Annotated in this window: 21 protein-coding genes and 2 pseudogenes; 11 read left to right on the plus strand and 12 right to left on the minus strand. The window is 66.5% G+C overall.

What is annotated here, in order from left to right; genetic code table 11:
* The first annotated feature begins 27 nt into the window (after positions 1 to 27).
* The 3 genes from JQT59_RS23205 to JQT59_RS23215 all read left to right on the plus strand — a co-directional run bounded on the left by JQT59_RS23205 (position 28) and on the right by JQT59_RS23215 (position 2,303).
* Positions 28 to 600: a hypothetical protein gene (locus JQT59_RS23205; protein ID WP_213572156.1), complete on the plus strand. Its 573-nt coding sequence runs from the start codon at positions 28 to 30 to the stop codon at positions 598 to 600.
* Positions 597 to 1,085, plus strand: a complete 489-nt coding sequence (locus JQT59_RS23210; RefSeq protein ID WP_213572157.1) for a hypothetical protein — start codon at positions 597 to 599, stop codon at positions 1,083 to 1,085. Before JQT59_RS23205 ends, JQT59_RS23210 begins: the two co-directional genes overlap by 4 nt.
* A gap of 531 nt (positions 1,086 to 1,616) precedes the next feature.
* Entirely contained in the window at positions 1,617 to 2,303 is a 687-nt protein-coding gene (locus JQT59_RS23215) for a DUF998 domain-containing protein (protein WP_213572158.1), read from the plus strand.
* A 54-nt stretch (positions 2,304 to 2,357) separates the two neighbouring features.
* Here JQT59_RS23215 and JQT59_RS37175 read toward each other — a convergent pair.
* A pseudogene (locus JQT59_RS37175) lies at positions 2,358 to 2,519 on the minus strand (class I SAM-dependent methyltransferase); the annotation flags it as partial.
* Positions 2,520 to 2,709: 190 nt separating this feature from the next.
* On the opposite strand from JQT59_RS37175, the gene JQT59_RS23225 reads away from it, so the two are divergent.
* The 5 genes and pseudogenes from JQT59_RS23225 to JQT59_RS23245 all read left to right on the plus strand — a co-directional run.
* A complete protein-coding gene (locus JQT59_RS23225) occupies positions 2,710 to 3,672 on the plus strand; it encodes an Rv1678 family membrane protein (protein WP_397517631.1) in 963 nt (320 codons plus the stop codon).
* Between the two features lie 62 nt (positions 3,673 to 3,734).
* Positions 3,735 to 4,856, plus strand: a complete 1,122-nt coding sequence (fadE16, locus tag JQT59_RS23230; RefSeq protein ID WP_213572160.1) for an Rv1679 family acyl-CoA dehydrogenase — start codon at positions 3,735 to 3,737, stop codon at positions 4,854 to 4,856.
* An 11-nt stretch (positions 4,857 to 4,867) separates the two neighbouring features.
* Positions 4,868 to 5,680: an Rv1680 family SBP-like protein gene (locus JQT59_RS23235; protein WP_213572161.1), complete on the plus strand. Its 813-nt coding sequence runs from the start codon at positions 4,868 to 4,870 to the stop codon at positions 5,678 to 5,680.
* Positions 5,674 to 6,672 (plus strand): Rv1681 family radical SAM protein, encoded by a 999-nt coding sequence (locus JQT59_RS23240; protein ID WP_213572162.1) that lies wholly within the window; start codon positions 5,674 to 5,676, stop codon positions 6,670 to 6,672. Before JQT59_RS23235 ends, JQT59_RS23240 begins: the two co-directional genes overlap by 7 nt.
* A gap of 426 nt (positions 6,673 to 7,098) precedes the next feature.
* Positions 7,099 to 7,428: pseudogene (locus JQT59_RS23245) on the plus strand (transposase); the annotation flags it as partial.
* Between the two features lie 20 nt (positions 7,429 to 7,448).
* Here the strand turns inward: JQT59_RS23245 and JQT59_RS23250 are convergent.
* Both JQT59_RS23250 and JQT59_RS23255 read right to left on the minus strand, forming a co-directional pair.
* The gene (locus JQT59_RS23250) at positions 7,449 to 7,703 is read right to left on the minus strand and encodes a hypothetical protein (RefSeq protein WP_213572163.1); all 255 of its coding nucleotides are present in this window, start codon (positions 7,701 to 7,703) and stop codon (positions 7,449 to 7,451) included.
* Positions 7,655 to 7,876, minus strand: coding sequence for a hypothetical protein (locus JQT59_RS23255; protein WP_213572164.1), 222 nt, complete (start codon positions 7,874 to 7,876; stop codon positions 7,655 to 7,657). The genes JQT59_RS23250 and JQT59_RS23255 overlap by 49 nt, the downstream gene beginning before the upstream one ends.
* 443 nt (positions 7,877 to 8,319) lie before the next feature.
* On the opposite strand from JQT59_RS23255, the gene JQT59_RS23260 reads away from it, so the two are divergent.
* A complete protein-coding gene (locus tag JQT59_RS23260) occupies positions 8,320 to 9,834 on the plus strand; it encodes a permease (RefSeq protein ID WP_213572165.1) in 1,515 nt (504 codons plus the stop codon).
* 55 nt (positions 9,835 to 9,889) lie between these two features.
* Positions 9,890 to 10,525 (plus strand): cysteine hydrolase family protein, encoded by a 636-nt coding sequence (locus tag JQT59_RS23265; RefSeq protein WP_213572166.1) that lies wholly within the window; start codon positions 9,890 to 9,892, stop codon positions 10,523 to 10,525.
* Between the two features lie 602 nt (positions 10,526 to 11,127).
* Here JQT59_RS23265 and JQT59_RS23270 read toward each other — a convergent pair.
* From JQT59_RS23270 to JQT59_RS23305, 8 genes are all read right to left on the minus strand, one after another.
* Positions 11,128 to 11,601: a RidA family protein gene (locus JQT59_RS23270; protein WP_213572167.1), complete on the minus strand. Its 474-nt coding sequence runs from the start codon at positions 11,599 to 11,601 to the stop codon at positions 11,128 to 11,130.
* Complete coding sequence (locus JQT59_RS23275; protein WP_213572168.1) at positions 11,594 to 13,186, minus strand: gamma-glutamyltransferase family protein; 1,593 nt, start codon at positions 13,184 to 13,186, stop codon at positions 11,594 to 11,596. Before JQT59_RS23275 ends, JQT59_RS23270 begins: the two co-directional genes overlap by 8 nt.
* Positions 13,183 to 13,545, minus strand: coding sequence for a Rieske (2Fe-2S) protein (locus JQT59_RS23280; RefSeq protein WP_005245019.1), 363 nt, complete (start codon positions 13,543 to 13,545; stop codon positions 13,183 to 13,185). Before JQT59_RS23280 ends, JQT59_RS23275 begins: the two co-directional genes overlap by 4 nt.
* Positions 13,546 to 13,574: 29 nt before the next feature.
* A complete protein-coding gene (locus tag JQT59_RS23285) occupies positions 13,575 to 15,017 on the minus strand; it encodes an aldehyde dehydrogenase family protein (protein ID WP_213572169.1) in 1,443 nt (480 codons plus the stop codon).
* Complete coding sequence (locus JQT59_RS23290) at positions 15,014 to 16,255, minus strand: NAD(P)/FAD-dependent oxidoreductase (protein ID WP_213572170.1); 1,242 nt, start codon at positions 16,253 to 16,255, stop codon at positions 15,014 to 15,016. Before JQT59_RS23290 ends, JQT59_RS23285 begins: the two co-directional genes overlap by 4 nt.
* A 16-nt stretch (positions 16,256 to 16,271) precedes the next feature.
* Positions 16,272 to 16,628 (minus strand): Rieske (2Fe-2S) protein, encoded by a 357-nt coding sequence (locus JQT59_RS23295; protein WP_005245022.1) that lies wholly within the window; start codon positions 16,626 to 16,628, stop codon positions 16,272 to 16,274.
* Positions 16,629 to 16,698: 70 nt separating this feature from the next.
* Positions 16,699 to 17,418: an iron-containing redox enzyme family protein gene (locus JQT59_RS23300; protein ID WP_009477440.1), complete on the minus strand. Its 720-nt coding sequence runs from the start codon at positions 17,416 to 17,418 to the stop codon at positions 16,699 to 16,701.
* A gap of 151 nt (positions 17,419 to 17,569) precedes the next feature.
* A complete protein-coding gene (locus tag JQT59_RS23305) occupies positions 17,570 to 18,016 on the minus strand; it encodes a GlcG/HbpS family heme-binding protein (protein ID WP_213572171.1) in 447 nt (148 codons plus the stop codon).
* 178 nt (positions 18,017 to 18,194) lie between these two features.
* Between JQT59_RS23305 and JQT59_RS23310 the strand changes: the two genes are divergently transcribed.
* Positions 18,195 to 19,886, plus strand: a complete 1,692-nt coding sequence (locus tag JQT59_RS23310; RefSeq protein ID WP_213572172.1) for a PucR family transcriptional regulator — start codon at positions 18,195 to 18,197, stop codon at positions 19,884 to 19,886.
* Here JQT59_RS23310 and JQT59_RS23315 read toward each other — a convergent pair.
* Positions 19,861 to 21,273: an MFS transporter gene (locus tag JQT59_RS23315; RefSeq protein WP_213572173.1), complete on the minus strand. Its 1,413-nt coding sequence runs from the start codon at positions 21,271 to 21,273 to the stop codon at positions 19,861 to 19,863. The genes JQT59_RS23310 and JQT59_RS23315 overlap by 26 nt on opposite strands.
* Positions 21,274 to 21,300 lie beyond the last annotated feature (27 nt).

A 21,300-nucleotide genomic window follows, 5' to 3' on the forward strand; every position in this document is an offset into this window, starting at 1 on the left:
GTCCGAAGGACGAGGAGGTCTGAAGAAATGCCTGTTTGGGGATGGATCCTGATCGCGGTCATCGTCGTGATCGCCGTACTGGCGGTCATCGTTGCACGCTCGGTCAGCAGTCGTCAGCGGACGGAACGGCTGAGGGGACGGTTTGGTCCCGAATACGAGCGAACTGTGGGAGAGGTCGGCAACCTAGACGCCGCGGAAGACGAGCTCGCCGCGCGCGAACGAAAGCGGAAGAAGCTCGATATCGTCGCGTTGACGCCCGAGGCGCACGCGAAGTACGCCGACTCGTGGCGGACGGTGCAGATCGAGTTCGTCGACAATCCGTCGAGCGCGGTGGGCGCTGCGGACAAGCTCGTCATCCAGGTCATGCGCGAGCGCGGCTACCCGATCGACGACTTCGATCAGCGGGCGGCCGACATTTCGGTCGACCATCCGAAGGTCGTCGAAAACTACCGAACTGCGCACGGCATCTACTTAGCGCAGGAGCAGGGCGGCGTCGGTACCGAGGAACAGCGCGAGGCTTTTGTGCACTACCGGGCGCTCTTCGAGAAATTGCTCGAGACGGATGAGAACAAAGACAAGTCAAAGGAGGCGCGCGCATGACCACCCAGGATCAGCAACCCGAGGGCATCGGCTCGACCAGGGGGGTCGAATCATCGACCGAGACCGCCGGTTCGGGCGAGACTGTGTCCTCGACCGAGACCGCCGGTTCGGGCGAGACTGTGTCCTCGACCGGGGCAACCGGTTCGTCGACTGTGGGGACTTCCCCGTCGGCTGAGGGGACCCATTCATCGACCGAGGCAACCGAATCATCTTCCCGGCAATCGCTTTTCGATGAGGACGAGCTATCGGTCCTCCGCTCGCGTTGGGACGAGGTTCAGGCGGGCTTCGTCGATGATCCCAGAGAGTGCGTTCAGAAGGCCGATGGTCTCGTGTCGGACGTCGTCGACCGACTCACGACCGGCTTCTCGGAGGCCCGTTCGCGGCTCGACGAGCAGTGGGCGCGGGGCGAAGAGGGCTCTACGGAGGATCTTCGTATCGCACTCAAGCGCTACCGCGAATTCTTTCAGCGGCTGCTCGCGCTCTGAGGAGCAAAGAGCCGGGACAACGAGCTGCGGAGTGACCTCGAGACCACTTCAACCTGCCGCGGTCTGTCCAACTGCGTTTGCTTGTGCTGGTCGTGTCCACCGGCGTGCGGGGCCGGGGCGCCGGAAAGGCCCCGACCACCTCGCCGAAGAAACCGCCGATAACGGAGATATGTCAACCGAAACCTTGAAGCGATTGCGCACCAGCACTTTTGAATCACGCCAATGTGCTGACGACGCCGGGCGCAGAGCCCGATCCCCGGCAAGTGCGACCTGATACGGCAAGTACGACCTGATACACAGTGGAGGCTGACCATGCAGACATTTCGGACAGCATTCGCAGGTTCGTGTCGTAGGGTCACGCAGATCATCCGGGCCGGCTCTGTCCGGCCTCGCTCGCCACATCTGGTTCGGCAGAGAGAATCTACGATCAGCAATCCACACCGCGTTGGAACATCACCGAGAACCGATAATCTTCGCCACGCAGCTGCTGGCACGGCCTGGGTACTTTCGTTCGCCTACTTGTTCGCGGAGATGTTCACCGCGGCGGCGTGGAGCACGCCTTACAGCTTCGCGCAGGACTCGATCAGCTCCCTGGGCGTGACGACCTGCGAAGTCGGATCCTGCTCACCGATGCACGACGTCATGAATTCGGCGTTCTTCGCGCTCGGGGTGCTCACCCTCCTCGGTGCACTGTTTCTTCATCGGCACATACGAAGTGGCCGGGAGAAGAAGTGGATACTCTCGCTTGCCGTGATCATCGCGGTCAGCACCGCTGCCACCGGTCTGTTTCCGGCGAACGATGGAACGATCATCCACTGGTCGGCCGTGTTGCCGGGCTTCGTGGCGCGCCACGTGGTGCTCGTGCTCATCGCCTGGCATATGTGGCACGAGAAGCGGCTGGTCGCCCTGTGGTCCGCACTGTGCGCACTCGTGGGCCTGGTCGGCGCCGGCCTCATGCTGGGACAGGCGCTGCATTTCGGCCTGGGGGAGCGTCTCGCTCTCTACCCGTTACCGATGTGGATGGCCGTGACCGGCATGGCGGTACTGATGGGGCTGGCACGCCGCACGGTGTTCCGCAATGTCGAGTTCTCGCTGCGCAGTTTCCGCCCGCGCACCGCCACCTCACGGCCGAGAAGGTCCGCGGTTACGGCACCTCGGTGCTCGATCGAATGGCAGCCACGAACCATTGGCGTGGACTCGTCCGAGACACGCGCGTAGCCGATCAGCATGCGTCGAAATACCTTTGTAGAGGTTTTTCGACATAATTTCTCGGGTCTTGAACAGGTTGCCGATCAGGCCCTGCGGTGTCCAGTTGATCATCGCGATGGTGCCGCCGGGCCCGCAGACCAGCATCTCGTCGACGGTCTGCCGATGGTGCGGCGCGAACATTGCTCCGACGACCGAGATGACGACGTCGAAGCTGTCGTCCTGGAACAGGGGCGGCGATCGCTCGCCCGGCGACGAAAAGCCCGACCACGGGCATGTCCGCAACATCACCGACGTCCCCCGACATCAAGCACGGATCGTCGTCACCCTCCGCGAGGGCGCACACCACCTGGTGTGACCGTCGAGGCGGCGGTCGTCGTTCTCTGGACCGCGGCGTCGGCTGACGCGCACACTTGTCATGGTGAGAAGCAAACGGCGCCTCCCCTCTGCTCGCCTCTTGCTGTCGGAGGGGGAGCCCTCACCTCGAGTGTCCGGCGCGGCGTTGACCGGGCTGCGAATCCTGGTGGGACTGGAATGGTTGTACAACGTCGCGTGGAAGACACCGCCGGACTTCGGCCGCGACAGTGGCGGCGGCTTGTACGGATTCACCGGCGCGGCCGTCGAGCATCCGGTGTTTCCGCCGTTCAGCTGGCTGGTCGAGCACGTGGTGCTTCCGAATTTCCTGGTGTTCGCGTGGCTGACGCTGGTGGTCGAAACCGTGCTCGCGGTGCTGTTGCTCACCGGGACACTGGTCCGTATCGCCGCGCTGCTGGGGATCGGGCAGTCCCTGGCCATCTGTTTCTCGGTTGCCGAGGCACCGAACGAATGGCCATGGAGCTATTTCATGCTCATCGGCATCCATGTCGTCCTGCTGTGCACGTGGTCGACCCGATATTTCGCCGTCGACGAGGTACGTGCCCAGTCCCCTCGAGGGAGCGGTCCCCGCGCCGCGGCATCGCTGCTGCGGACCTGGGGCATCGTCTTGGCGGTCCTCGGCGTCGCCGCCGTGATCGCCTCCTTCCAGACCGACCGGTGGGCCTCAATCGGCGGTCTGGTGGGGTACGAAGACCTGGAAGTAGGACTGGGCACCTACAACCTTGCGGGCGCGCTGGCGGTACTCGTGGTGGCGGCCTGCGCGCTCGCCGGCGCGATCCTCGTCCGCCGCGAGCTCGCCCTCGCCGGCGCCGTTCTGGCGTTCCTGGCCGCCGCCAGCATCTACATCCAGTCCGGCCGCACGGACGTGTGGCTGGGCGGCACGAACACCAGTGCCGCGGTGTTCCTGTGCGCCGCACTCGTCGGTGCCGCGACGGGGCGCCTGCTCGGTCGAACAGGTCCGCTCGGCCGATCCGCCCCGAAACTCCTGCGCCGCGGCCGATACTGAAAATGCCGCATCCCGGTGACTACTGATCGCCGATCCGAGCCCACGTCCCGATGGAGGACCCGATGATTCCCCACGAAGCGGTCAACCAGGTCACCGAAATCGCCAGCCGGAACGCCGAACGGGTGGACACCGAGGGTGTCTTTCCCACCGAGACGGTGGCCGCACTCCGCGACAGCGGACTCCTGGGATTGGTGTTGCCCGAGGACGTCGGCGGCTCGGGCTGCGGGCCGGTGGAGTTCACCGAGGTCCTCAGTGCGCTGGCCTCGGCATGCGGATCGACCGCCATGATCTATTTGATGCACGCCGCCGCCGCGGTCACCCTCGCGCAGGCACCACCACCGGGAATGCCCGACCTGCTCACCGGCATGGCGAAAGGGTCGGTGCTGGGCACCCTGGCGTTCAGCGAGAAGGGCTCCCGGTCCCATTTCTGGGCGCCGGTCTCGTCCGCCTCCGCGAACGGTGACACCGTCTCCGTGCAGGCCGACAAGAGCTGGGTCACCTCCGCCGGCTACGCCGATGTCTATGTGGTCTCGGCGGGCTCTGCTTCCGGAACCGCGGGCGAGGTCGACCTGTATGCGATGGGCAAGGACGCGCCGGGTCTGACCGTGGCCGGCCCGTGGATCGGGATGGGGCTGCGGGGCAACGCATCGGCACCGATGACAATCGACGCATCGTTCCCGGTTGCTCAGCGCCTCGGGGACCAGGGCGCCGGTTTCGGCATGATGATGAATACGGTGCTTCCCTGGTTCAACCTCGGCAACGCCGCTGTCTCGCTCGGCCTGTCCGCAGCAGCCAACACCGCCGCACTCTCGCATGTCGGCAGCGCTCGCCTCGAGCACCAGAACGAAGCACTCTCGGCGCTACCGACCATCCGCGCCCAGATCGCGAAGATGGGCATCAGCCTCGCGGCCCAGCAAGCCTTCCTCGCGCATGCAGCGCGCAGCGTCAGCGCCCCGGACGAGACGACGATGCTCAATGTTCTCGCCGTCAAGGCGTCGGCCAACGACGCCGCCTTGACGATCACCGACACGGCCATGCGGGTCTGCGGCGGTGCCGCCTTCTCCAAACACCTTCCGATCGAACGCGCCTTCCGCGACGCCCGCGCCGGGTCGGTGATGGCCCCCACCGCGGACGTGCTCTACGACTTCTACGGCAAGGCCGTCGCCGGCCTGCCGCTCTTCTGAGAGGGAGCGCAATGACCAGACCACTGATCGTCGGTGCCGTCGCCTACACCCCCAACGTGGTTCCCATCTGGGAGGGAATCCGCGACTACTTCCGCGACACCGACGCCGAAACGGATTTCGTGCTCTACTCCAACTACGGCCGCCAAGTCGAAGCACTGATCGCCGGCCACGTCGACATCGCCTGGAACACCAACCTCGCCTACGTGCGCACCATCATGCAGACCGACGGCCACGCCACACCGCTGGCGCAACGCGACACCGACACCACCTTCAGCACCGTGTTCGTGGCCCCACCCGGCAGTTCCATCACCGGACCCGGCGAGTTCGCCGGGACACGCCTGGCCTTGGGGTCGGCCGACTCCGCACACGCGGCGATCCTGCCGCTGCACTACCTCGCCCAGGCGGGGGTCCCACCCACCGAGCTGTCGATCACCCGATTCGACAGCGACATCGGCAAACACGGCGATACCGGCCGCAGCGAACTCGACGCGGTCGCTGCGGTACTGGCCGGCGAAGCAGACGTCGCCGCGATCGGAATCGGCACCTGGAACGCGATGGGCACCGGCGATCTGATGCCCGGCGCCCTCGAGGCGGTCTGGCAGACACCCGAGTACTGCCACTGCATGTTCACCGCCATGGACACCCTGCCCGCCGACCGCTACACACCGTGGGTCGAGACACTCCTCGACATGGATTGGGACATCCCCGAACACCGCAAGATCCTCGAACTCGAGGGACTACACCACTGGGTGCGGCCACACCTGGACGGATACGAGACCCTGTTCGCGGCAGTGGAGGAACAAGGCGTCGATCCACGATGGTGATCCTGGACCTGATGCGACTGATGACCGGGCTCCCCGACGGGGGCACCGGTGAGGTCGCGATCGGGTGCGCTGAGGATCTCGTCCTCGCCAGGCGATGGTGCGCCCACAGTGGCAACACCATCGTCCGGGAGGACGTCGACGCCGCCGACACCGGGACGCTGCTCGTGCGGCGCGGGCACGCCCCCGACCCGCGCGAGGCGCTCGGTTCCGACCGGATGCCGGGCGCACGGCTGTGGCTGTACACCAACTTTCACTGCAACCTCGCCTGCGACTACTGCTGCGTCTCCTCGTCCCCGCACGCGCCCCGCCGTGAACTCGGTGTGGAGCGGATCGCCCGGCTGGTCGCCGAAGCAGCCGAGTGGGGTGTCGGCGAGATCTACCTGACCGGGGGTGAACCGTTTCTGCTCCCCGACATCGACAAGATCGTGCGAACCTGCATGGACGTGTTACCGACGACGGTGCTGACCAACGCGATGGTATTCAAGGGACGCGGGCTGCGAGCACTCGAATCGCTACCCCGCGAGGGTTTGGCCCTGCAGATCAGCCTCGACTCCGCCACACCCGACCTGCACGACTCGCACCGCGGAACCGGAAGCTGGGCCAAAGCGGTCGCCGGCATCCGGCTGGCCCGGAGCCTGGGTTTCCGGGTACGTATCGCGGCCACCATCGCCTCCCCCGGTCCGGGAACGATCACCGAGCTACACGACTTCTGCGATCAACTCGGCATCGAACGCCACGACCAGCTGATCAGGCCGATCGCCCGCCAAGGTGCCGCGGTCAAAGGACTTGTCATGACCACAGAATCGCTCGTCCCCGAGGTCACCGTCACCGCCGACGGCATCTACTGGCACCCCGTCGCCGCGACCGACGACCACGCACTCGTCACCCGCCAGATCGAGCCGCTCCGCCCCGCCCTCGACGAGATCTACCAACGGTTCACCCGGCAATGGGCGGTCGCCGCCACCGCCGCCGCACTCTTCCCCTGCGCCTAGAGCGGGCAGCGGTCCGTCGAAATTCGGTAGCAACCGCGCGAACCCGAAACGCAAATTGGCCCGGAACGGGTTGCCCAGATCAGATCACGGGTGCGCCGGTATTTCCTGGCCACGCAGCCACGAGATGTTCCGTGCTGGCGTGCAGCTGGTTGAATCCATCGACGACCAGGGCCAAGAAATCGCCCGGCCGCTGGGTCGGTGCGGTATCCCCGGCGTCTGCTTGACCGGTGCGCAGCAGCGTCTCCGTGGCCAGAGGCAGGTGTGTGTGGGTTACTGGATGGGTCGTCCCGGCCGCAAGTGTGTCCGTTTTGTCCGTTATCTACCGCGACAATAAGGATGCGCCGTAACCGGTGCCGGCGCGGGAGTGGGCCCGGTGCCGAAACATCACCGGTCAAGCCTACAGTTCCGCAGTTCGCTCGAGATCGTATTCCTCGCGGAGCTTCTCGACCGACTGGACTGCCGCATAGGCCCGCAACCGCTCTGCACGCTAACCGCTTCGACACGCTCAGTGCGCCGGCCGATGACCGGGCGGTGTTCACCGCGATCGTGTACGTGCTCACCAGCGGATGTGCGTGGCGGCACCTGCCGCCCTCGTTCGGGGTCACGGTTCCTACCGCGCACCGGCGATTCACCGGGTGGGTGGCAGCCGGGGTGTTCGAGAAACTGCATTGTGAGGTGCTCGACCAACTCGGTAGTGCGAGCGAACTCGACTGGACGGCAGCCATCCTGGACGCGGTGAGCGTCCGGGCAAAAAAGACATCCCAGGAGCTTGGGTGTCAAGCGGCGGCCTTCGCGACGTGATGCGACCACGCGGTGGTTTCGTCGTAGTGGGTGCGGGTCTCGAGGCACCCGTGCAGGATGCCGACGAGCCGGTTCGCCAGCTGCCGCAGGGCGGAACCGTGATCGAGACCGCGGTCTCGTTGTTTGTCGTAGTAGGCGCGGGCACCAGGTGACGCTTGCAGGGCCGAGAACGCCTGAGAGTTCAGCGCATCGACGAGCCGGTCGTTGTGCACGAACCGAGCTGCGACCACCTTCTTCTTGCCGGAGGCGCGGGTGACAGGACTGTGGCGGCATAGTTCTTGCGGGCCTTCGCGGTGGCATACCGTTTGGGGTCGTCGCCGAACTCGCCGAGGACCCGGGGGCCGAGCGACGGTCCCATCCCGGGTTGGGACAGGATGATCTCAGCGTCTTCGGTGTCGGCCAAAATGCGGATCGACCTGACCCTGCAGCGCCTTGATCTCCGTGTTCAGGGTGGTCAGTATCGCCACGGTAGAGCGGACGGTCGCCGCGTCTCAGTCGTGCCGCCGAAGCCGGGTCGGACCGGATAGTCGCGTCGACGATCCCGGGATGACCCCCATCCGGGTAGCCGACGCCGTTATCGGACCACGAGACCGCAGAGAATTGTAGTTGTTCACACGACCGACCGAAGCCGAAACGCAGCTGTCATTTTCTGCACACCTTGCACATCGAACGGGCTCTGGCATAGTCACTTTGACGTTGACGACACACCGAAGGCAGACCAGGATCATGCGACAACCGGGCTGCGGCGCCCCGCGGCGCGACCCGACCAAGGTCGCTACTCGGCCGTCCTTACCCGCACATTTCCGAGGTACTCGCCGCAAGTAGTTTCGATACAAGGAGTCGCACGTGGGCGCTGCACAGATCGTGTTCTTAATCGGCCTTGCCTCTCTGATCGTGGCCATGGCGCTCCGCAAGAACGTCATGATCCCCGCGGTACTGGCGACATTTGCGACTGCACTGGCGTACAGCGGCAGCGTCCCGAATGCCGTCATGTCGGTGTTCCGGGCCACCATCACTTCCGGCACCGCACTGTTCGAGATCTTCATCGTCATCGCCTCGGTGACCTCGATGCTCGCAGCGATGCGGGCGATCGGTTCCGATGAGGTGATGGTGCGCCCGGTCAGCCGGTGGATGGTCAATGGTCGCGTCGCGTACATCGTGCTGTTCGTCTTCACCTATTTTTTGTCGCTGTTCTTCTGGCCGACCCCGGCTTTGGCCCTGATCGGTGCGGTCCTACTTCCTGCCGCGATCAAGGTGGGTCTGCCACCGCTCGGAGCTGCGGTGGTTCTCGCTATCTCCGGCCAGGGGATGTCGATCGCCTCCGATTACGTGATTGGTCTCGCGCCGTCGATTTCCGCGAGCGGCGCGGGCGTTCCCGCCGACGACATCGCCGACCGTGCCCTGGTGATCTCATTGATCGTCGGTATCACCGCGGCAGTGCTCGCCTACTTCCTGACCGTCCGCCGCAGGATGCGTACGGAGGCAGTGCCGGGCACCGACCCCATCGGTGGAACTGTGCGTCCCTCAGGTGGTGTCGGTGGCACGCCTACCGGTTTCACGCCGGGCCCGCACGTCGCGGTTTCGCCCACGGCCACGGACGTGCTCGATGAGGAACTGCCCGGCTTCGAGGACGACGGAACGAGAATCACCGATCGTCCGACACTGACCCGTGTGTGGGCGATCGGCGTGCCCGCCGCGTTCATCGCCGTCCTGGCGTACATGTTGATCGGTCGTTTCACCGACCTCGTCCCCTGGGAGGACGGCGCGGGCGCGTCCCTGGTAGGAGGCATGGCAATCATCCTGATGGCGCTCGTGACCGTCACCTCACGACGCTCCGAGGCTCTCGAATTCTGCGCCACCCACTTCATCGATGGTCTGTCGTACGCATTCAAGGCAATGGGAATCATCCTTCCCGTGGCGGGTTTCGTGTACATCGGCATTCCCGACTATTCGGGCGCCATTCTCGGACTCGCCGACGACACCGCCGGTCCAGCCTTCCTTTTCGACACCGTAGAACGGGTGCAGCCATACATCCCCGACAACGGCGTATTCGTCGCGCTCAGCATGCTCTTCATCGGTATGGCGGTCGGTCTCGACGGTTCGGGGTGGGCCGGCTTACCCCTCACCGGTGGACTGGCTGCCGCACTGGCCCCGCAGTCCGGGATGGACACCGCTACATTGGCGGCCATCGCCCAGAACGGCGCCACGTGGACGGGTGGGGGAACCCTCGTGATCTGGTCATCGCTGGTGGTGGTCGCCGGATTCTGCCGGATACCGGTTGCCGAACTGGTCCGCCACCTCGTCGTCCCGGTGATGGCCGGACTGCTGTTGGCTACCGGAGCCGCCGTCGTCATCTGGTAGCGGCTCGCCGAACAAGGTTTCCGTACACAATCCCTGACATGGAAGGACACTACGAATGAGCTCGGTCCCGTTCCGCTACGACCCCGCCCGGTGCGCACTGGTCGTCATCGACATGCAGAACGATTTCTGCTCTCCCGACGGATCGCTGGCACAGAAGGGCTTCGACGTGGCCGCCCCGGTGGCGATGGCTCCGCGACTGGACCACCTCGTCGCGTCCGCGCGCACGGCCGGGGTCCAGGTGATCTTCGTGCGTACCCTGCACGACGAAACCACCGATACACCCCAGTGGCTCGGCCGCGTGGGTGAGGGACCGGACGCGTCACGCACCGGAATCACCTGCCGCACAGGAACGCCTGGGGCGGATTACTACGCCGCTGCTCCGCGGGAAGACGACGTGGTGATCACGAAGAATCGGTTCAGCGCATTCGTCGGCACCAACCTCGACCTCACCCTGCGTTCCCTCGGCATCGATTCCCTGCTTTTCACCGGCGTCGCCACCGAGGTGTGTGTCGAGTCGAGTCTGCGTAGCGCGTTGTTTCACGAATACTGGGTCTCGCTCGTCGAAGACTGCGCTGCCACCTACAGCCGAACAGCCCACGACGCTTCGGTGTCCGTCGTCGCACAGAACTTCGGCACCGTGATCACCGCCGAGAAGCTCGAGTCGTTCTGGACCGCACTACCAGGATCGTGAAGTGCTCCGGCGGCGACCCGCGATGTCGGCCGGCACGACACCCGCAGCGACGGCTGCCCCGACTCTCGAACCTCTCACGCAGCCCCATCACTCGACAGGCTCGGAATTGAAGCGGGTCAGGGGGTCCGGTGCCGAGGCGTCGAAACGGATCGACCACAACCTCGTGACCGTCGATCGTCGAGGTCAGTCGTTAGGGAAGCTCCGCACTCGCACTCGGGGACAGGGCCCAGGCTGACGATTAGTGGCTCGATCCCATCGGGCAGCGTTGCGGTCACCACGGCGGCCGAACCGGAAATGGTCAACATCGTGCTACCTGTTGGTTGCGGCGATCCCGTCGCGGAGTTGGCGCGATCTCAACCTAGGAAACGAAGGATTTGCCTAGCTGCGCGAATCTCGGCCCCGGTCAGCCCTTTCGGGCGACTGGGGCCGTTCCAACTTATGTGGAGCCAGATGGTTTGCTCTCAGCCCATCGAACGAGATCGATTCGGCCACCCGAGAATTACGTGTTTCGTGGTCGCATACATGGTGCTCCCAGGGCGTGGGCTGACAGACAGACAGCCGATGTTGGTGATCCGCACCGGCATCTACGCATGGTCAATGAATCAGACTTCGCGGGGGTCTTCGCATGAGTCAGCAGGAGAAGCAACGGCGACTGTGAGCTCAATCTCGACGGGCGCTCCGGACGGCAGAGCGTACACACCGATCGCACTGCGAACCGGCAGCGCGTCGAGTTCCAGGTATTCGACCAGCACGTCGGAAGCACCGTCGGCCACCGCGGACAACTCGCGGAAGTCCGGGGCACACGCGACGAAGACGCTCATGCGCAGGCATCGCGAGATCGCCGCCGTGCCGCCCACCGCCGCGGCGACGGCGTCGATCGCGTTTCTCGCCGCCAACCCGGCCGCCTCCCGGGCCAGCGGGATGTCCAGGTCTCGTCCGACGACACCGGTAACCGTGAGCACACCGTCGCGGCGTGGTGTCATCCCGGCGCTGTACGCGATCCCGTCGTGCACGACGGCGGAAATATAGCGGCCCTGGGGTCGTGGGGCTGTGGGGACGGATTCCAGCTCAGACACCGAGTGCGATTCCTTCCTGGCGGGGATCGGCGGCGCCGGACAGCAGGCCGCGCGCCGCGTCGAGGGAGATGATCTGCGCGCTCCCACCGGCGGCCCACGGACCCTGCAGTGCGACGCCGTGACCCAGGTGCTCCAACTCCGTGCGCACCTCCTCCGGAATGCGGGATTCGCACCGCAGTTCCGCGGGGCGACCGACCACATCGGCGTCGCTGCCGGGGAAGACCGTGAAGCGAGGTGCCGCGACGGCCTCCGCCGGGTCGAGTCCGTGATCGAGCAGGTGTGAGATCAGTTGCATGTTCCATTGCACCTGCCCGTCCCCGCCCGGGGTGTTTCCGACGTGCAGGAGATTCCCGGACGTATCGGTGATCACCCACGCGTTGAGGGTGTGCAGCGGTTTACGCCGCGGCGCCGCGGCATTGGGATGCCCCGGGATCAGATAGGCCCCGCGGCCGAATCGGTTGTTCAGCACCACTCCGCTGCCGGGGACGGTCATCTTGGCGCCGAACGTGAAGGCGAGCGAGTGGATGAAACTGACCGCGCGGCCGTCGGAGTCCACCGCGACGGTCGAGGTGGTGTCACCGGCGCCCACGCTGAAGGCGCCCGACGACGCCCGGCGGCCGTCCAGCCGGTCTCTCGCCGCCCCGATCGCGACCGGCTCGAGCACGGCCTTCCACCCGTCGTTGCCGGCGCCGCAGGTCGCGAACCGATCCTCGAAGGACATACGGGCCGCTCGCGCCATGCGATCGACGGCCGGAGCGGTGAGCCACGGGGAGAAGCCGACGACGCCGTCGTTCAGCGCCGCCTGCTGCAGCACCATCCATCCGGGGGTGGGCAGGGGCGTCTGGTGAACGACCGCGCCGGCGTAGTGCCCGCTGATCGCGGACTCCCGTCGCACGTCGGCGCCTGCCGACCACTCGTCACCGCCGAACGGCGCCCCACCGGCGCGGAGCGCGTCGACCGCCTGCTGAGCGAACGGGCCGGTGTAGAAACTGTGCACGTCGCGCGCCAGTGCCTCGATGGTCCGGGCCAGGTCGCGCTGCGGCAGCCGCTCCCCTACCTGCGGCAACCGGCCGTCCGGGAGGTACACCGCACGCAGTCCGGGGTCGGCGGCGATCGCGGTCTGCGCTTCTCTCACGTCGTCACGCGTCTTGGCCGAGCAGGGAAGCCCCTTCTCCGCCGCGCACACCGCCGGTGCCCAGAGGTCCGTCAGCGAGCGGGTGGCACCACCCGCGTGCAACGCGCCGAGGGCCGCCGGCGCTCCGGGAACCGCCACCGCCAGCGCCCCGTCAAGGGGAATTGACCGCAGACCACGTTCGGTGTAGAAGTCCACGTCACCGCCGTCGGGCCCGAAACCGCTGCCCCCGACCGTCCACACCGATCCGTCCGGTTCGCGGACGACGGCGAACGCGTCACCGCCGATCCCGCACTGTCCCGGCAACGTCAGCCAGGTCACCGCGGCCATGGCCAGCGTCGCGTCGATGGCGTTGCCGCCGTCGGCCAGAACGCGTGCACCTACCGTGCTCGCCGCGGGATGACTGGACGAGACCATGCCGTCGGCGGAGAGAGTGGACGGTCGGGGGTTCACTTCATGCACCCCCGTGCGGCCCGCCGGCGCGGGATGGAGCTGGTGTCGTCGGGGTCGATGCCGACGAAGATTTCGCCGTCACGTTCTTCGACCGGGTAGGTCTTGATGGCCACCGTCGCAGGCGGGCACACCGGTTCCCCGGTCTCGAGATCGAATACACTTCCGTGGCAGGAGCATCCGATGCCGTCGTCGACGAGTTTCCCGGACGAGAGCAGGCAGTCCAGGTGTGTGCAGTAGTTGGACGTGGCGTAGGCCTTCCCGTTCAGGCGGGCCACCGCGAATTCGTGTTCACCGGCGAAGAAGCGGCGCACGATGCCTTCGGAAACCTGTCCGGAGCGCGCAACGCGAGTGAATTCCATGGTCTTCTCCCTCTGTCGACAGGTAGGTCTCAGGCCGAAGGGCTGAGGTAGACGGTCTTTTCGGCTTGGTAGAACTGCATCATCGAGTCACCCGCCTGTTCCTTGTGGGTCTGCGTGCTCGAGGCCTTGAATCCGCCGAACGGGGCGTTCATGCTCATGCCGGTGGTGGGCTGGTTGATCTTCACCAGGCCCGATTCGGAACGGCCCGCGAACGCGAGTGCCTTGGTCACGTCGTTGGTGACGATTCCCGCGCTGAGCCCGAATTCGGTGTCGTTCGCGAGCGCGACTGCCTCGTCGAAGCCGGACGCCCGCAGGAAGACCAGCAGTGGTCCGAACACTTCTTCCGTGACCACCCGCATGTCAGGGCTGCCACCGGCGAACACGGTCGGGACGGCGAAATAGCCGTTCCCCCTGTCGAGACTTGCTCCGCCGCAGACCAGTTCGGCTCCTTCATCGCGGCCGATCTGCACGTACTCGAGGAACTTGGCGAGCTGCCCCGCGCTCGCGAGAGCCCCCATCCCCACACCCGGGTCGGAACCCGGACCGACGGTGATCCCTTTCGCAAGCTCCACTACGCGGTCCAGCAACCGGTCGTGGATCGCGTCCACCGCGATCACCCGGCTGGTGCCGGTGCACGCCTGCCCGGACAAACCGAAGGCGCCCTTGACGATCAGTGCGGCCGCCTTGTCCACGTCGGCGTCGCCCAGGACCACGACGGGGTTCTTGCCGCCCATCTCGAGTTGGCTGCGGCGGGACGGACCCACTGCCGCGTGGATCGCGCGGCCCACCTGGGTGGAGCCCGTGAACGTCACCGCATCTACACGCTCGTCCGCCGCGACCGCGGCACCGGCACGACCGGAACCCTGGACCAGGGCGAGGGCCCCGGCCGGAAGTCCCCCGGCGAGGAGTGCCTCGACCAGCCGCTGTCCCATTAACGGCGTGAGCTCGGAGGGTTTGAACACCACGACATTTCCGGCGGCCAGCGCCGGTCCGAGTTTGCGCGACGGAATGTTGAGTGGGAAGTTCCAGGGGGTGATGGCCCCGACAATTCCGACGGGTTCGCGCAGGGTGATGACGAGTCCCTCCCCCGGGGTGGGGTACGTGCTGCCGGTGGTGCGTAGCGCCTCACCCGCGTAGAAGCGCAGGTTCATCGGCGTGCGACCGACTTCCATGGTCGCCTCCGCGCGGGTCTTGCCCTCCTCTCGGACGAGTTCGTCGACGAGTTCACTTGTGCGCGCCTCCAGGTGCGCGGCCGCGGCCTCCAGGATCGCCGCGCGGCGTTCCGGGGGCGTCGTGGCCCACTGCGGCGCCACCTTGGCCAGCGCGCTGACGGCGGCATCCACGTCGGCCGCGGTCGAATCCGGGAACACGCCGATCACGTCGTCGTGGTCGGCGGGGTTGCGCCGCTCGAACGTCACTCCGGAAGATGACGGGACCCACTGCCCGTCAATGAAATTGAGTCCCTCGATCATGACACCGTCACCAATTCCTCGTCGTCCTCGTCCATCAGGTCGAACAGATCGACGTCCTCGTCCGCCAGCCGGGCAGGCGCGATCGACCGGCCGATCAGTTCTCTGGCCGCGCTGATCTCGTCGCCGCGGTCGAGCGTGAAGGCGCCGCGCACGACACCGCTGTCCAGATAGAAGGCGGTGAACTCGCCGTCGTCGGCGCTGCCGCGAAACACCAGGTCGGTGTAGCGGGCCGCGCCGGTGAACTGGATGTTCTTGCCGAACTGATCGGACCAGAACCAGTGCGCGGGGTCCACCACCCCGACACGTCCGAGCATGAGGTTCGCGGTCGCCGCCCCCTGCTTGCTCGCGTTGTCGAAGTGTTCGACGCGAACGTGCCTGCCTGCCGCGTCGGAGAATCGCGCTGCCACATCGCCGGCGGCGTAGACGTGTGGAATCGACGTCCGCCCCTGCGCGTCCACGAGGATTCCGCCGTCGACGGCCAGACCGGAGGCCTGCGCGACCTCGACGTTGGGGACGATCCCGATGCCCACCACCACGACGTCGGCCGAAATCACCTCGCCGCCCTCGAGGGCGATGAGCACGCCGTCCGGCCTGGTCGTCACGGTGTCGACCCGGACGCCGCCGCGGACGGTGACTCCGTTCTCCCGCTGCAATCGAGTGCAGACGTCGCCCATCTCGGTTCCGAGGATTCGGGCGAGGGGCACCGGGTCCGCTTCGAGAACGGTCACCTCGGCGCCCAGGGCTGTTGCAGTGGCGGCAATTTCGAGCCCGACGAAGCCTCCACCGATCAGCACCAGACCGACGCCGGGACGAAGGTCGGCGGCGAGCCGTTCGGCGTCGTCGATCGTCCGCAGGTAGTGCACTCGTTCGGGCGCAGGCCCGTTCACCGGCATCGTGCGCGGTCTGCCGCCGGTCGCGATCAGTACCGCGTCGGCCGCGATGTTTCGCCCGTCGGACAATTCGACCGATCCGCCGCTCGCGTCGATCCGGGTAACCGTCGTGCCGGTGAGGAGTTCGACGTTCTGCTTGTCGCGCCACGCGTCGGGAAGCAGCATCAACGACTCGCGATCCTCCTGCCCGGCAAGGAATTCCTTGGACAGCGGTGGCCGCTGATACGGCGCGTGCGGCTCGTCGCCGACGAGGAGGATCCTGCCGTCGAATCCTCGGCGTCGCAGGGTGCGCGCCGCGACGGCGGCGGTCTGTCCGGCGCCGATGGTGACGATGGTGTTCAACGTCATGGGGTCGCTCGCTCTCTCAGTCGACTTCGGCCGGCGAAGTCGCGGTCTCGGCGTAATCGGGGCTGCGGGTGAGATCCACGTAGACGACGTCGTCCTCGACCTTCACCGCGTAGGTCGGCTGGCACAGGTCCTGGTCTTCCTCGTAGCCGGTGTCGAGGTCGAACGCCCATTGGTGACCTGGGCAGATGACCCGCCCGTGCAGCAGGGTGCCTTTCGCCAGTGACCGATCCTGATGGATGCACAGATCACGAAAGGCGTAGATCCGGTCGTCGGCCTGGAACAGGGCGACCGCGGTGTCCCCGACCTCGACGCGAAGCTTCCGGCGGCGGCCGAGCTCACGCACGGTGACCAGCCGGGTCCAGTTCGTCTCCATCGTTCTCTCCTGTCGGGCGAGATGCCTGCGTCGGGAGGGGTCCGATGCGCGGACCCCTCCCTTCGCACGGTCAGGCGGTCGCGAGCTCGAGGTCGGTTGCCACGTACGTGTCGTAGAGCCCCTTCGTGTACGAGAAGCGCATCTCGGCGCCCCACTGCACAAGTTGCAGGCATCGCTGTTGCAACTGCGGGGTATCCGCGTGGTCGAGCACGATCTGGTATCCACGCTCACCGTGCACGACGTCCGACGTGATGTGCAGGTCGAAGAATTCGATCTCGTCCTCGGTGAACCCGTACACCTCACGCAGAGGAACGATCTGCTTCTTGTAGATGCTCGGCACCTGCGACTCGAGTCCGACGACGAGTGCGGCGGTGGCCACGACGAAGTGCTCACGCTGCGACACCGCGTAGCACCAGGACTGCAGACCGCGGGTGATCGCGTTCATGTTCGACGGATCCTCGACGCGTTCCTTCGTGGTGCCGCACGCCTCGGCGAACTTGATGAGGAGGTCGGTGTGCCGAATGTCGGCCAGTTCCTCCTCGTACATGTTCTGGAGGGTGAAATCCTTTGCATTGGTGAAGGTGTCGGGGGTGTTCGAGTAGATGTTCGCGAGGTAGTCGGCGAAGGGTCCGACGTAGTGGTAGTGGTTCTCCGCCCACCGCGCGAAATGGTGCTTCTCGAGCTTGCCCTCGGCCCACGCCTTGCTGAACGACGCGTTCTTCGCCTCGCGGCCCTTGATCGCGTTCTCCAGAGCTGCGCGGAAATCGTCCCTGCCTAGAAGTTCGGTCATGATGTGCCTCGTCTTCCTCGAGTATGAGATTGGTTGGGGATGCTCCGACTGGAGTGAATTCGACGTTATCGACTCGCGGTCTGCCCGACCACGGTCGAAGTGACTGCGTTGGAGCGGTTTCGATGTGCACGTTGTCGGCACGTCGTGACCGTCAGCTGGTTACTGCGGCGAGGGCTTCGAACTCGGCCAGCATCGCTGCTCCGACCTCCTTGTCCTGCTTGCCGTTTCCGCCGCTGATACCGACGCCGCCGACGATCTGGCCGTCGAAGACGAGGGGAAATCCGCCGACGAACACCGCGAACTTGCCCGGCAGCATCTGGCTGATGCCGAATGCCTCGTTTCCGGGCAACGCGGGACCGTCGGGGGCCTCGTTGAAGAGGTGCGTGGCCCGCTCGTGACCGGCGGCGGTGAACGCTTTGGCGATCGCGATGTCGACGCCGGTCAGGCGCGCACCGGGCAGCCGGTGCAAGGCCAGCACGTTGCCGCCGTCGTCGCAGACGCACAGGGTCTGCTTGACGCCGATTTCCTCGGCCTTCGCGCGTCCCGCGGCGAGCAGTGGGAGTGCGTCGTCGAGGGTGATTCGGTGAACCTGATGCATTGTCTTCTCCGTTGCGTATTCGGGAGGAAGTGATGCACCGATTTCTATCACCGGCACAGCCGGAGGAACCATGGTCAAACTATCCGGCATTTTCGGCGAAATCAGGGCATAGTGCATAGGAAGTGCGGGCACGCGCTCCGCCATACTGCACTTTTCGACCACCCGAGGAGGGTCCGTAGTGGACGACACCACGACACCGAACGCGGAGGACGAGCGACTGTCGTTACGCGGCCTGCTGGAAGAACCCCTGCTCGCGTCGGCCCGGCTGCTGTCCGGCACGGACGCCCTGCGCGGCCCGGTGACGTGGTGCCTGCCGTGGGGTGAGGTGATGAGCCGGCCCGACTCGCTCGCCGAGGTCGCTGTGTACACCCGGCCCGAAACCCTCTCCGCGCACGGACGTGAACTCGAGTCGCTGGTGGCGCGGGGAGCCGGGGTCCTTCTCGTCGACGGGTCGGCGCCCGCGGGCACGGTCTGGCCGACCGGACTCACGGTCGTGGAGCTGGGTTTTCCCGTCGGGTTCACCGCGCTCAACCGGCTCCTCGCCGAGCGCGCTCTCACCCAGGAAGCGCACGTGATGCGCTATGCCCTCACCGTGCACCAGTCGCTCGCGGGGTTGCTGCACCGCGGAGCGGGTCTGCCGATGCTGATCCGCGAGGTCGCGACGCTGACCTCGGACGTCGCCGTCGCCCTGGACGTCCGGGGACGCCTCCTCGCGCACGCGGGACTTCCGGACGTCGAGGACGCGGGCACCGTCGCCCTGCTGGAGGCTCTCGCGGGCGCCCTGCCGCGCCTCGAGGAATCGCCACCGGCACGGATGCACAACGTGCACGTGTTCCGCCTGGAGCATCCGGAGGGACTGTTCGCGCCCACGACGGCAGTCGCCGGGGCCATGCAACTCGCCGGCCGCTACGAGGGCTGGATCGTGGTCGTCGTCCCCGGGGCGAACCCCCGCAGACACGACATCGCGCAGCACCGGGTGGTCGTCGAACAGGCCGGGACGATCATCGGCACCGAGATGCTCCGGCAGCGGAGCGTGGACGAGGCCGAGGAGCGGGCGCGCGGCGACTTCGTCCAGGCCCTTGTGCACGGCAACTTCGCCAACGACCACGACCTGCGCACCCGGGCCGCGCTGCACGAGATCGATCTGGACCTGCACTACATCGTGTTCGTCGCTCCCGGTCTCGTCGACCGCGCCTCGGGACGGCCCGGCGCGAGCATGGTCCGGCTGGCACGGTACGCCGCCGGCGTCCTGCCGCGTCCGGGCGTACGTTCGCACGTCACCGTCATCGGCGACGTGCTCGTGGTGATTCGATCGCTGAGTTCCGTCGACGCGCCCGGTGTCGAATCCGAGATCAGCGAGTACGCGCACGCCATGTCGCTCGATCTCGAAACCCGTTTGGGTCAGCGGATTCCGGTGGCCCACGGACGTCCCGCGGCGGGCGCCCGCGATATCGGGGAAAGCTACCGTGAGGCCCGGATCACCCTGGGCATCGCCCAGCGGCTCGGGTTGTCCGGTTCGGTGGCCTACAACGACCTTCGCGGGTTCAGTGTGCTCGCCCGCGCCACCGACACCGACGAGAGCCGACGGCTCATCCGTGACGTCCTCGGCCCCCTTCGGGCGTCGAATTCACACGCCGACACCGAGGAGTTGCTGTTCGCCTACCTCGAGGAGGGCGGCAACATCAATGCGGCCGCGCGGCGCCTCCGGATCCACCGGAACACGATGATCGCCAAGCTCGATCGCACGTCACGGCTCATCGGCATGGACATCCGGGAACCCGAGAACCAGTTCACGCTGTGGCTGGCTCTCCGTCTCGATCTGCTCTCCCAGGTGCAGGACACCGTCAACCACGAGATCGTGACCCGCTAGCCCTCAGACGGCCCCCCGGGTTCTCGCCTGCGAACGTCCCGGCCAATCCGGCGAGCACGACGAGTGCCGCCACGGCGAACAGCAGTCCGTACGGATCGGCCGCCAGGTGCGCCGCCACGCCCACCCAGGCGGCACCCACGGCGGAGCCACCGAAGCGGATGAGGTTGAACAGTCCCAGACCGGTTCCGACGGCCCCCGCGGGCGATCGGGTCGAACCGGCCGCGGCGGGCGTCTGGACCATGCCGATCCCCACTCCGGCGACGACGAGCACGGCGCCGACGGCGACCGGGTTCCGGATGTCGGCGGACAACGTGATCGACAGTGCCACTTGACTACTGATCAAGACCGCCAGACCGGTTCGCATCACCACCCGGGCCCCGATCCTGTCGACGAGACGCCCGACGACGGGCGCCACGCACGTCATGACGACCGGTAGCACGAAGAGCATCAGCCCCGCCTGTGTGGTTGAACTGCCCGAACCCGTCAGGTAGAGCGGAAGCGCGAGCAGCAGGGCCCCCAGCGCGAACATCTGGGTGAATGCAGCGAGTGCACTACGCAGGAACCGCGATTCGATCACCAGGTCGATGGGCACGAACGGGTTCGCCGCCCGCCGGCAATGGAGCACGAACCCGGCCATGACGACGACTCCGCCGCCGATGGTCGCGATGCTGACCCAGGCGGGCACCTGCTCCATCGAGACGGTCGTGAGGCCGAGGATCAGCAGGGCCGCGCCGAGCGTGACGGTGGACGCTCCGATCACATCGAGTCGCATCTTCTTGCCGGGGTAGCACGGGATGTAGCGGAGGGTTGCGGCGAACCCGATCAGGGCAACCGGCACCAGTGGCACGAACGCCCACCGCCAGCCCCACAAGTCGCTGACGATTCCGCCCATGGACGGGCCGACGGCCTGCCCGATCCCGTTCACCGCAGCCCAGGCGCCGACGGCGCGCGCCCGCCGTGCGGGCCCGAACAGCCACGCGATCAAGCCCATGACCGCGGGCGCGAACGCTGCCGCGGCGATGCCGCCGAGCGACCGCCACATCACGAGCACGGGCAGGGACGGCGCGAGCGCCGCGCCGAGTGAGCAGACCGCGGTTCCCAGCAGGGCCGCGCAGTACACGCGCCTGCGCCCGAACCTGTCCCCGATCCACCCGGCCAGTGGCATCGTCGCCGCGAAGGTGAGGAGGAATCCGACGACGACGAAGATGCCGCTGCCGAGACCGGCGTCGAAGTCGGTGAGGATCGCGTTCAACGGGACGTTGACGATGTTGTTGCTGACCGTGCCGACGAACGTTCCGGCGAGCAGCGCCGCCAGCGCGGGCGACGTGCCGGGTCCGCGTTCGTCACCCGCGGTTGCACTCTGAGCCTGACCGACCGCCGTGTTCATAGAGTCCACTTCCGAGAATTCGCGTTT

Origin of the sequence: Rhodococcus sp. USK13 (assembly GCF_018343855.1) — a bacterium.
GTDB lineage: Bacteria > Actinomycetota > Actinomycetes > Mycobacteriales > Mycobacteriaceae > Rhodococcus_F > Rhodococcus_F oxybenzonivorans.

Excerpts from the sequence above, each read along its gene's own strand:
- JQT59_RS23205 (WP_213572156.1), top strand. The coding sequence starts at position 28 with ATGCCTGTTTGGGGATGGATCCTGATCGCGGTCATCGTCGTGATCGCC.
- JQT59_RS23210 (WP_213572157.1), top strand. The coding sequence starts at position 597 with ATGACCACCCAGGATCAGCAACCCGAGGGCATCGGCTCGACCAGGGGG.
- JQT59_RS23215 (WP_213572158.1), top strand. The coding sequence starts at position 1,617 with ATGTTCACCGCGGCGGCGTGGAGCACGCCTTACAGCTTCGCGCAGGAC.
- JQT59_RS23225 (WP_397517631.1), top strand. The coding sequence starts at position 2,710 with ATGGTGAGAAGCAAACGGCGCCTCCCCTCTGCTCGCCTCTTGCTGTCG.
- fadE16 (WP_213572160.1), top strand. The coding sequence starts at position 3,735 with ATGATTCCCCACGAAGCGGTCAACCAGGTCACCGAAATCGCCAGCCGG.
- JQT59_RS23235 (WP_213572161.1), top strand. The coding sequence starts at position 4,868 with ATGACCAGACCACTGATCGTCGGTGCCGTCGCCTACACCCCCAACGTG.
- JQT59_RS23240 (WP_213572162.1), top strand. The coding sequence starts at position 5,674 with ATGGTGATCCTGGACCTGATGCGACTGATGACCGGGCTCCCCGACGGG.
- JQT59_RS23265 (WP_213572166.1), top strand. The coding sequence starts at position 9,890 with ATGAGCTCGGTCCCGTTCCGCTACGACCCCGCCCGGTGCGCACTGGTC.
- JQT59_RS23280 (WP_005245019.1), bottom strand. The coding sequence starts at position 13,545 with ATGGAATTCACTCGCGTTGCGCGCTCCGGACAGGTTTCCGAAGGCATC.
- JQT59_RS23285 (WP_213572169.1), bottom strand. The coding sequence starts at position 15,017 with ATGATCGAGGGACTCAATTTCATTGACGGGCAGTGGGTCCCGTCATCT.
- JQT59_RS23290 (WP_213572170.1), bottom strand. The coding sequence starts at position 16,255 with ATGACGTTGAACACCATCGTCACCATCGGCGCCGGACAGACCGCCGCC.
- JQT59_RS23295 (WP_005245022.1), bottom strand. The coding sequence starts at position 16,628 with ATGGAGACGAACTGGACCCGGCTGGTCACCGTGCGTGAGCTCGGCCGC.
- JQT59_RS23300 (WP_009477440.1), bottom strand. The coding sequence starts at position 17,418 with ATGACCGAACTTCTAGGCAGGGACGATTTCCGCGCAGCTCTGGAGAAC.
- JQT59_RS23305 (WP_213572171.1), bottom strand. The coding sequence starts at position 18,016 with ATGCATCAGGTTCACCGAATCACCCTCGACGACGCACTCCCACTGCTC.
- JQT59_RS23315 (WP_213572173.1), bottom strand. The coding sequence starts at position 21,273 with ATGAACACGGCGGTCGGTCAGGCTCAGAGTGCAACCGCGGGTGACGAA.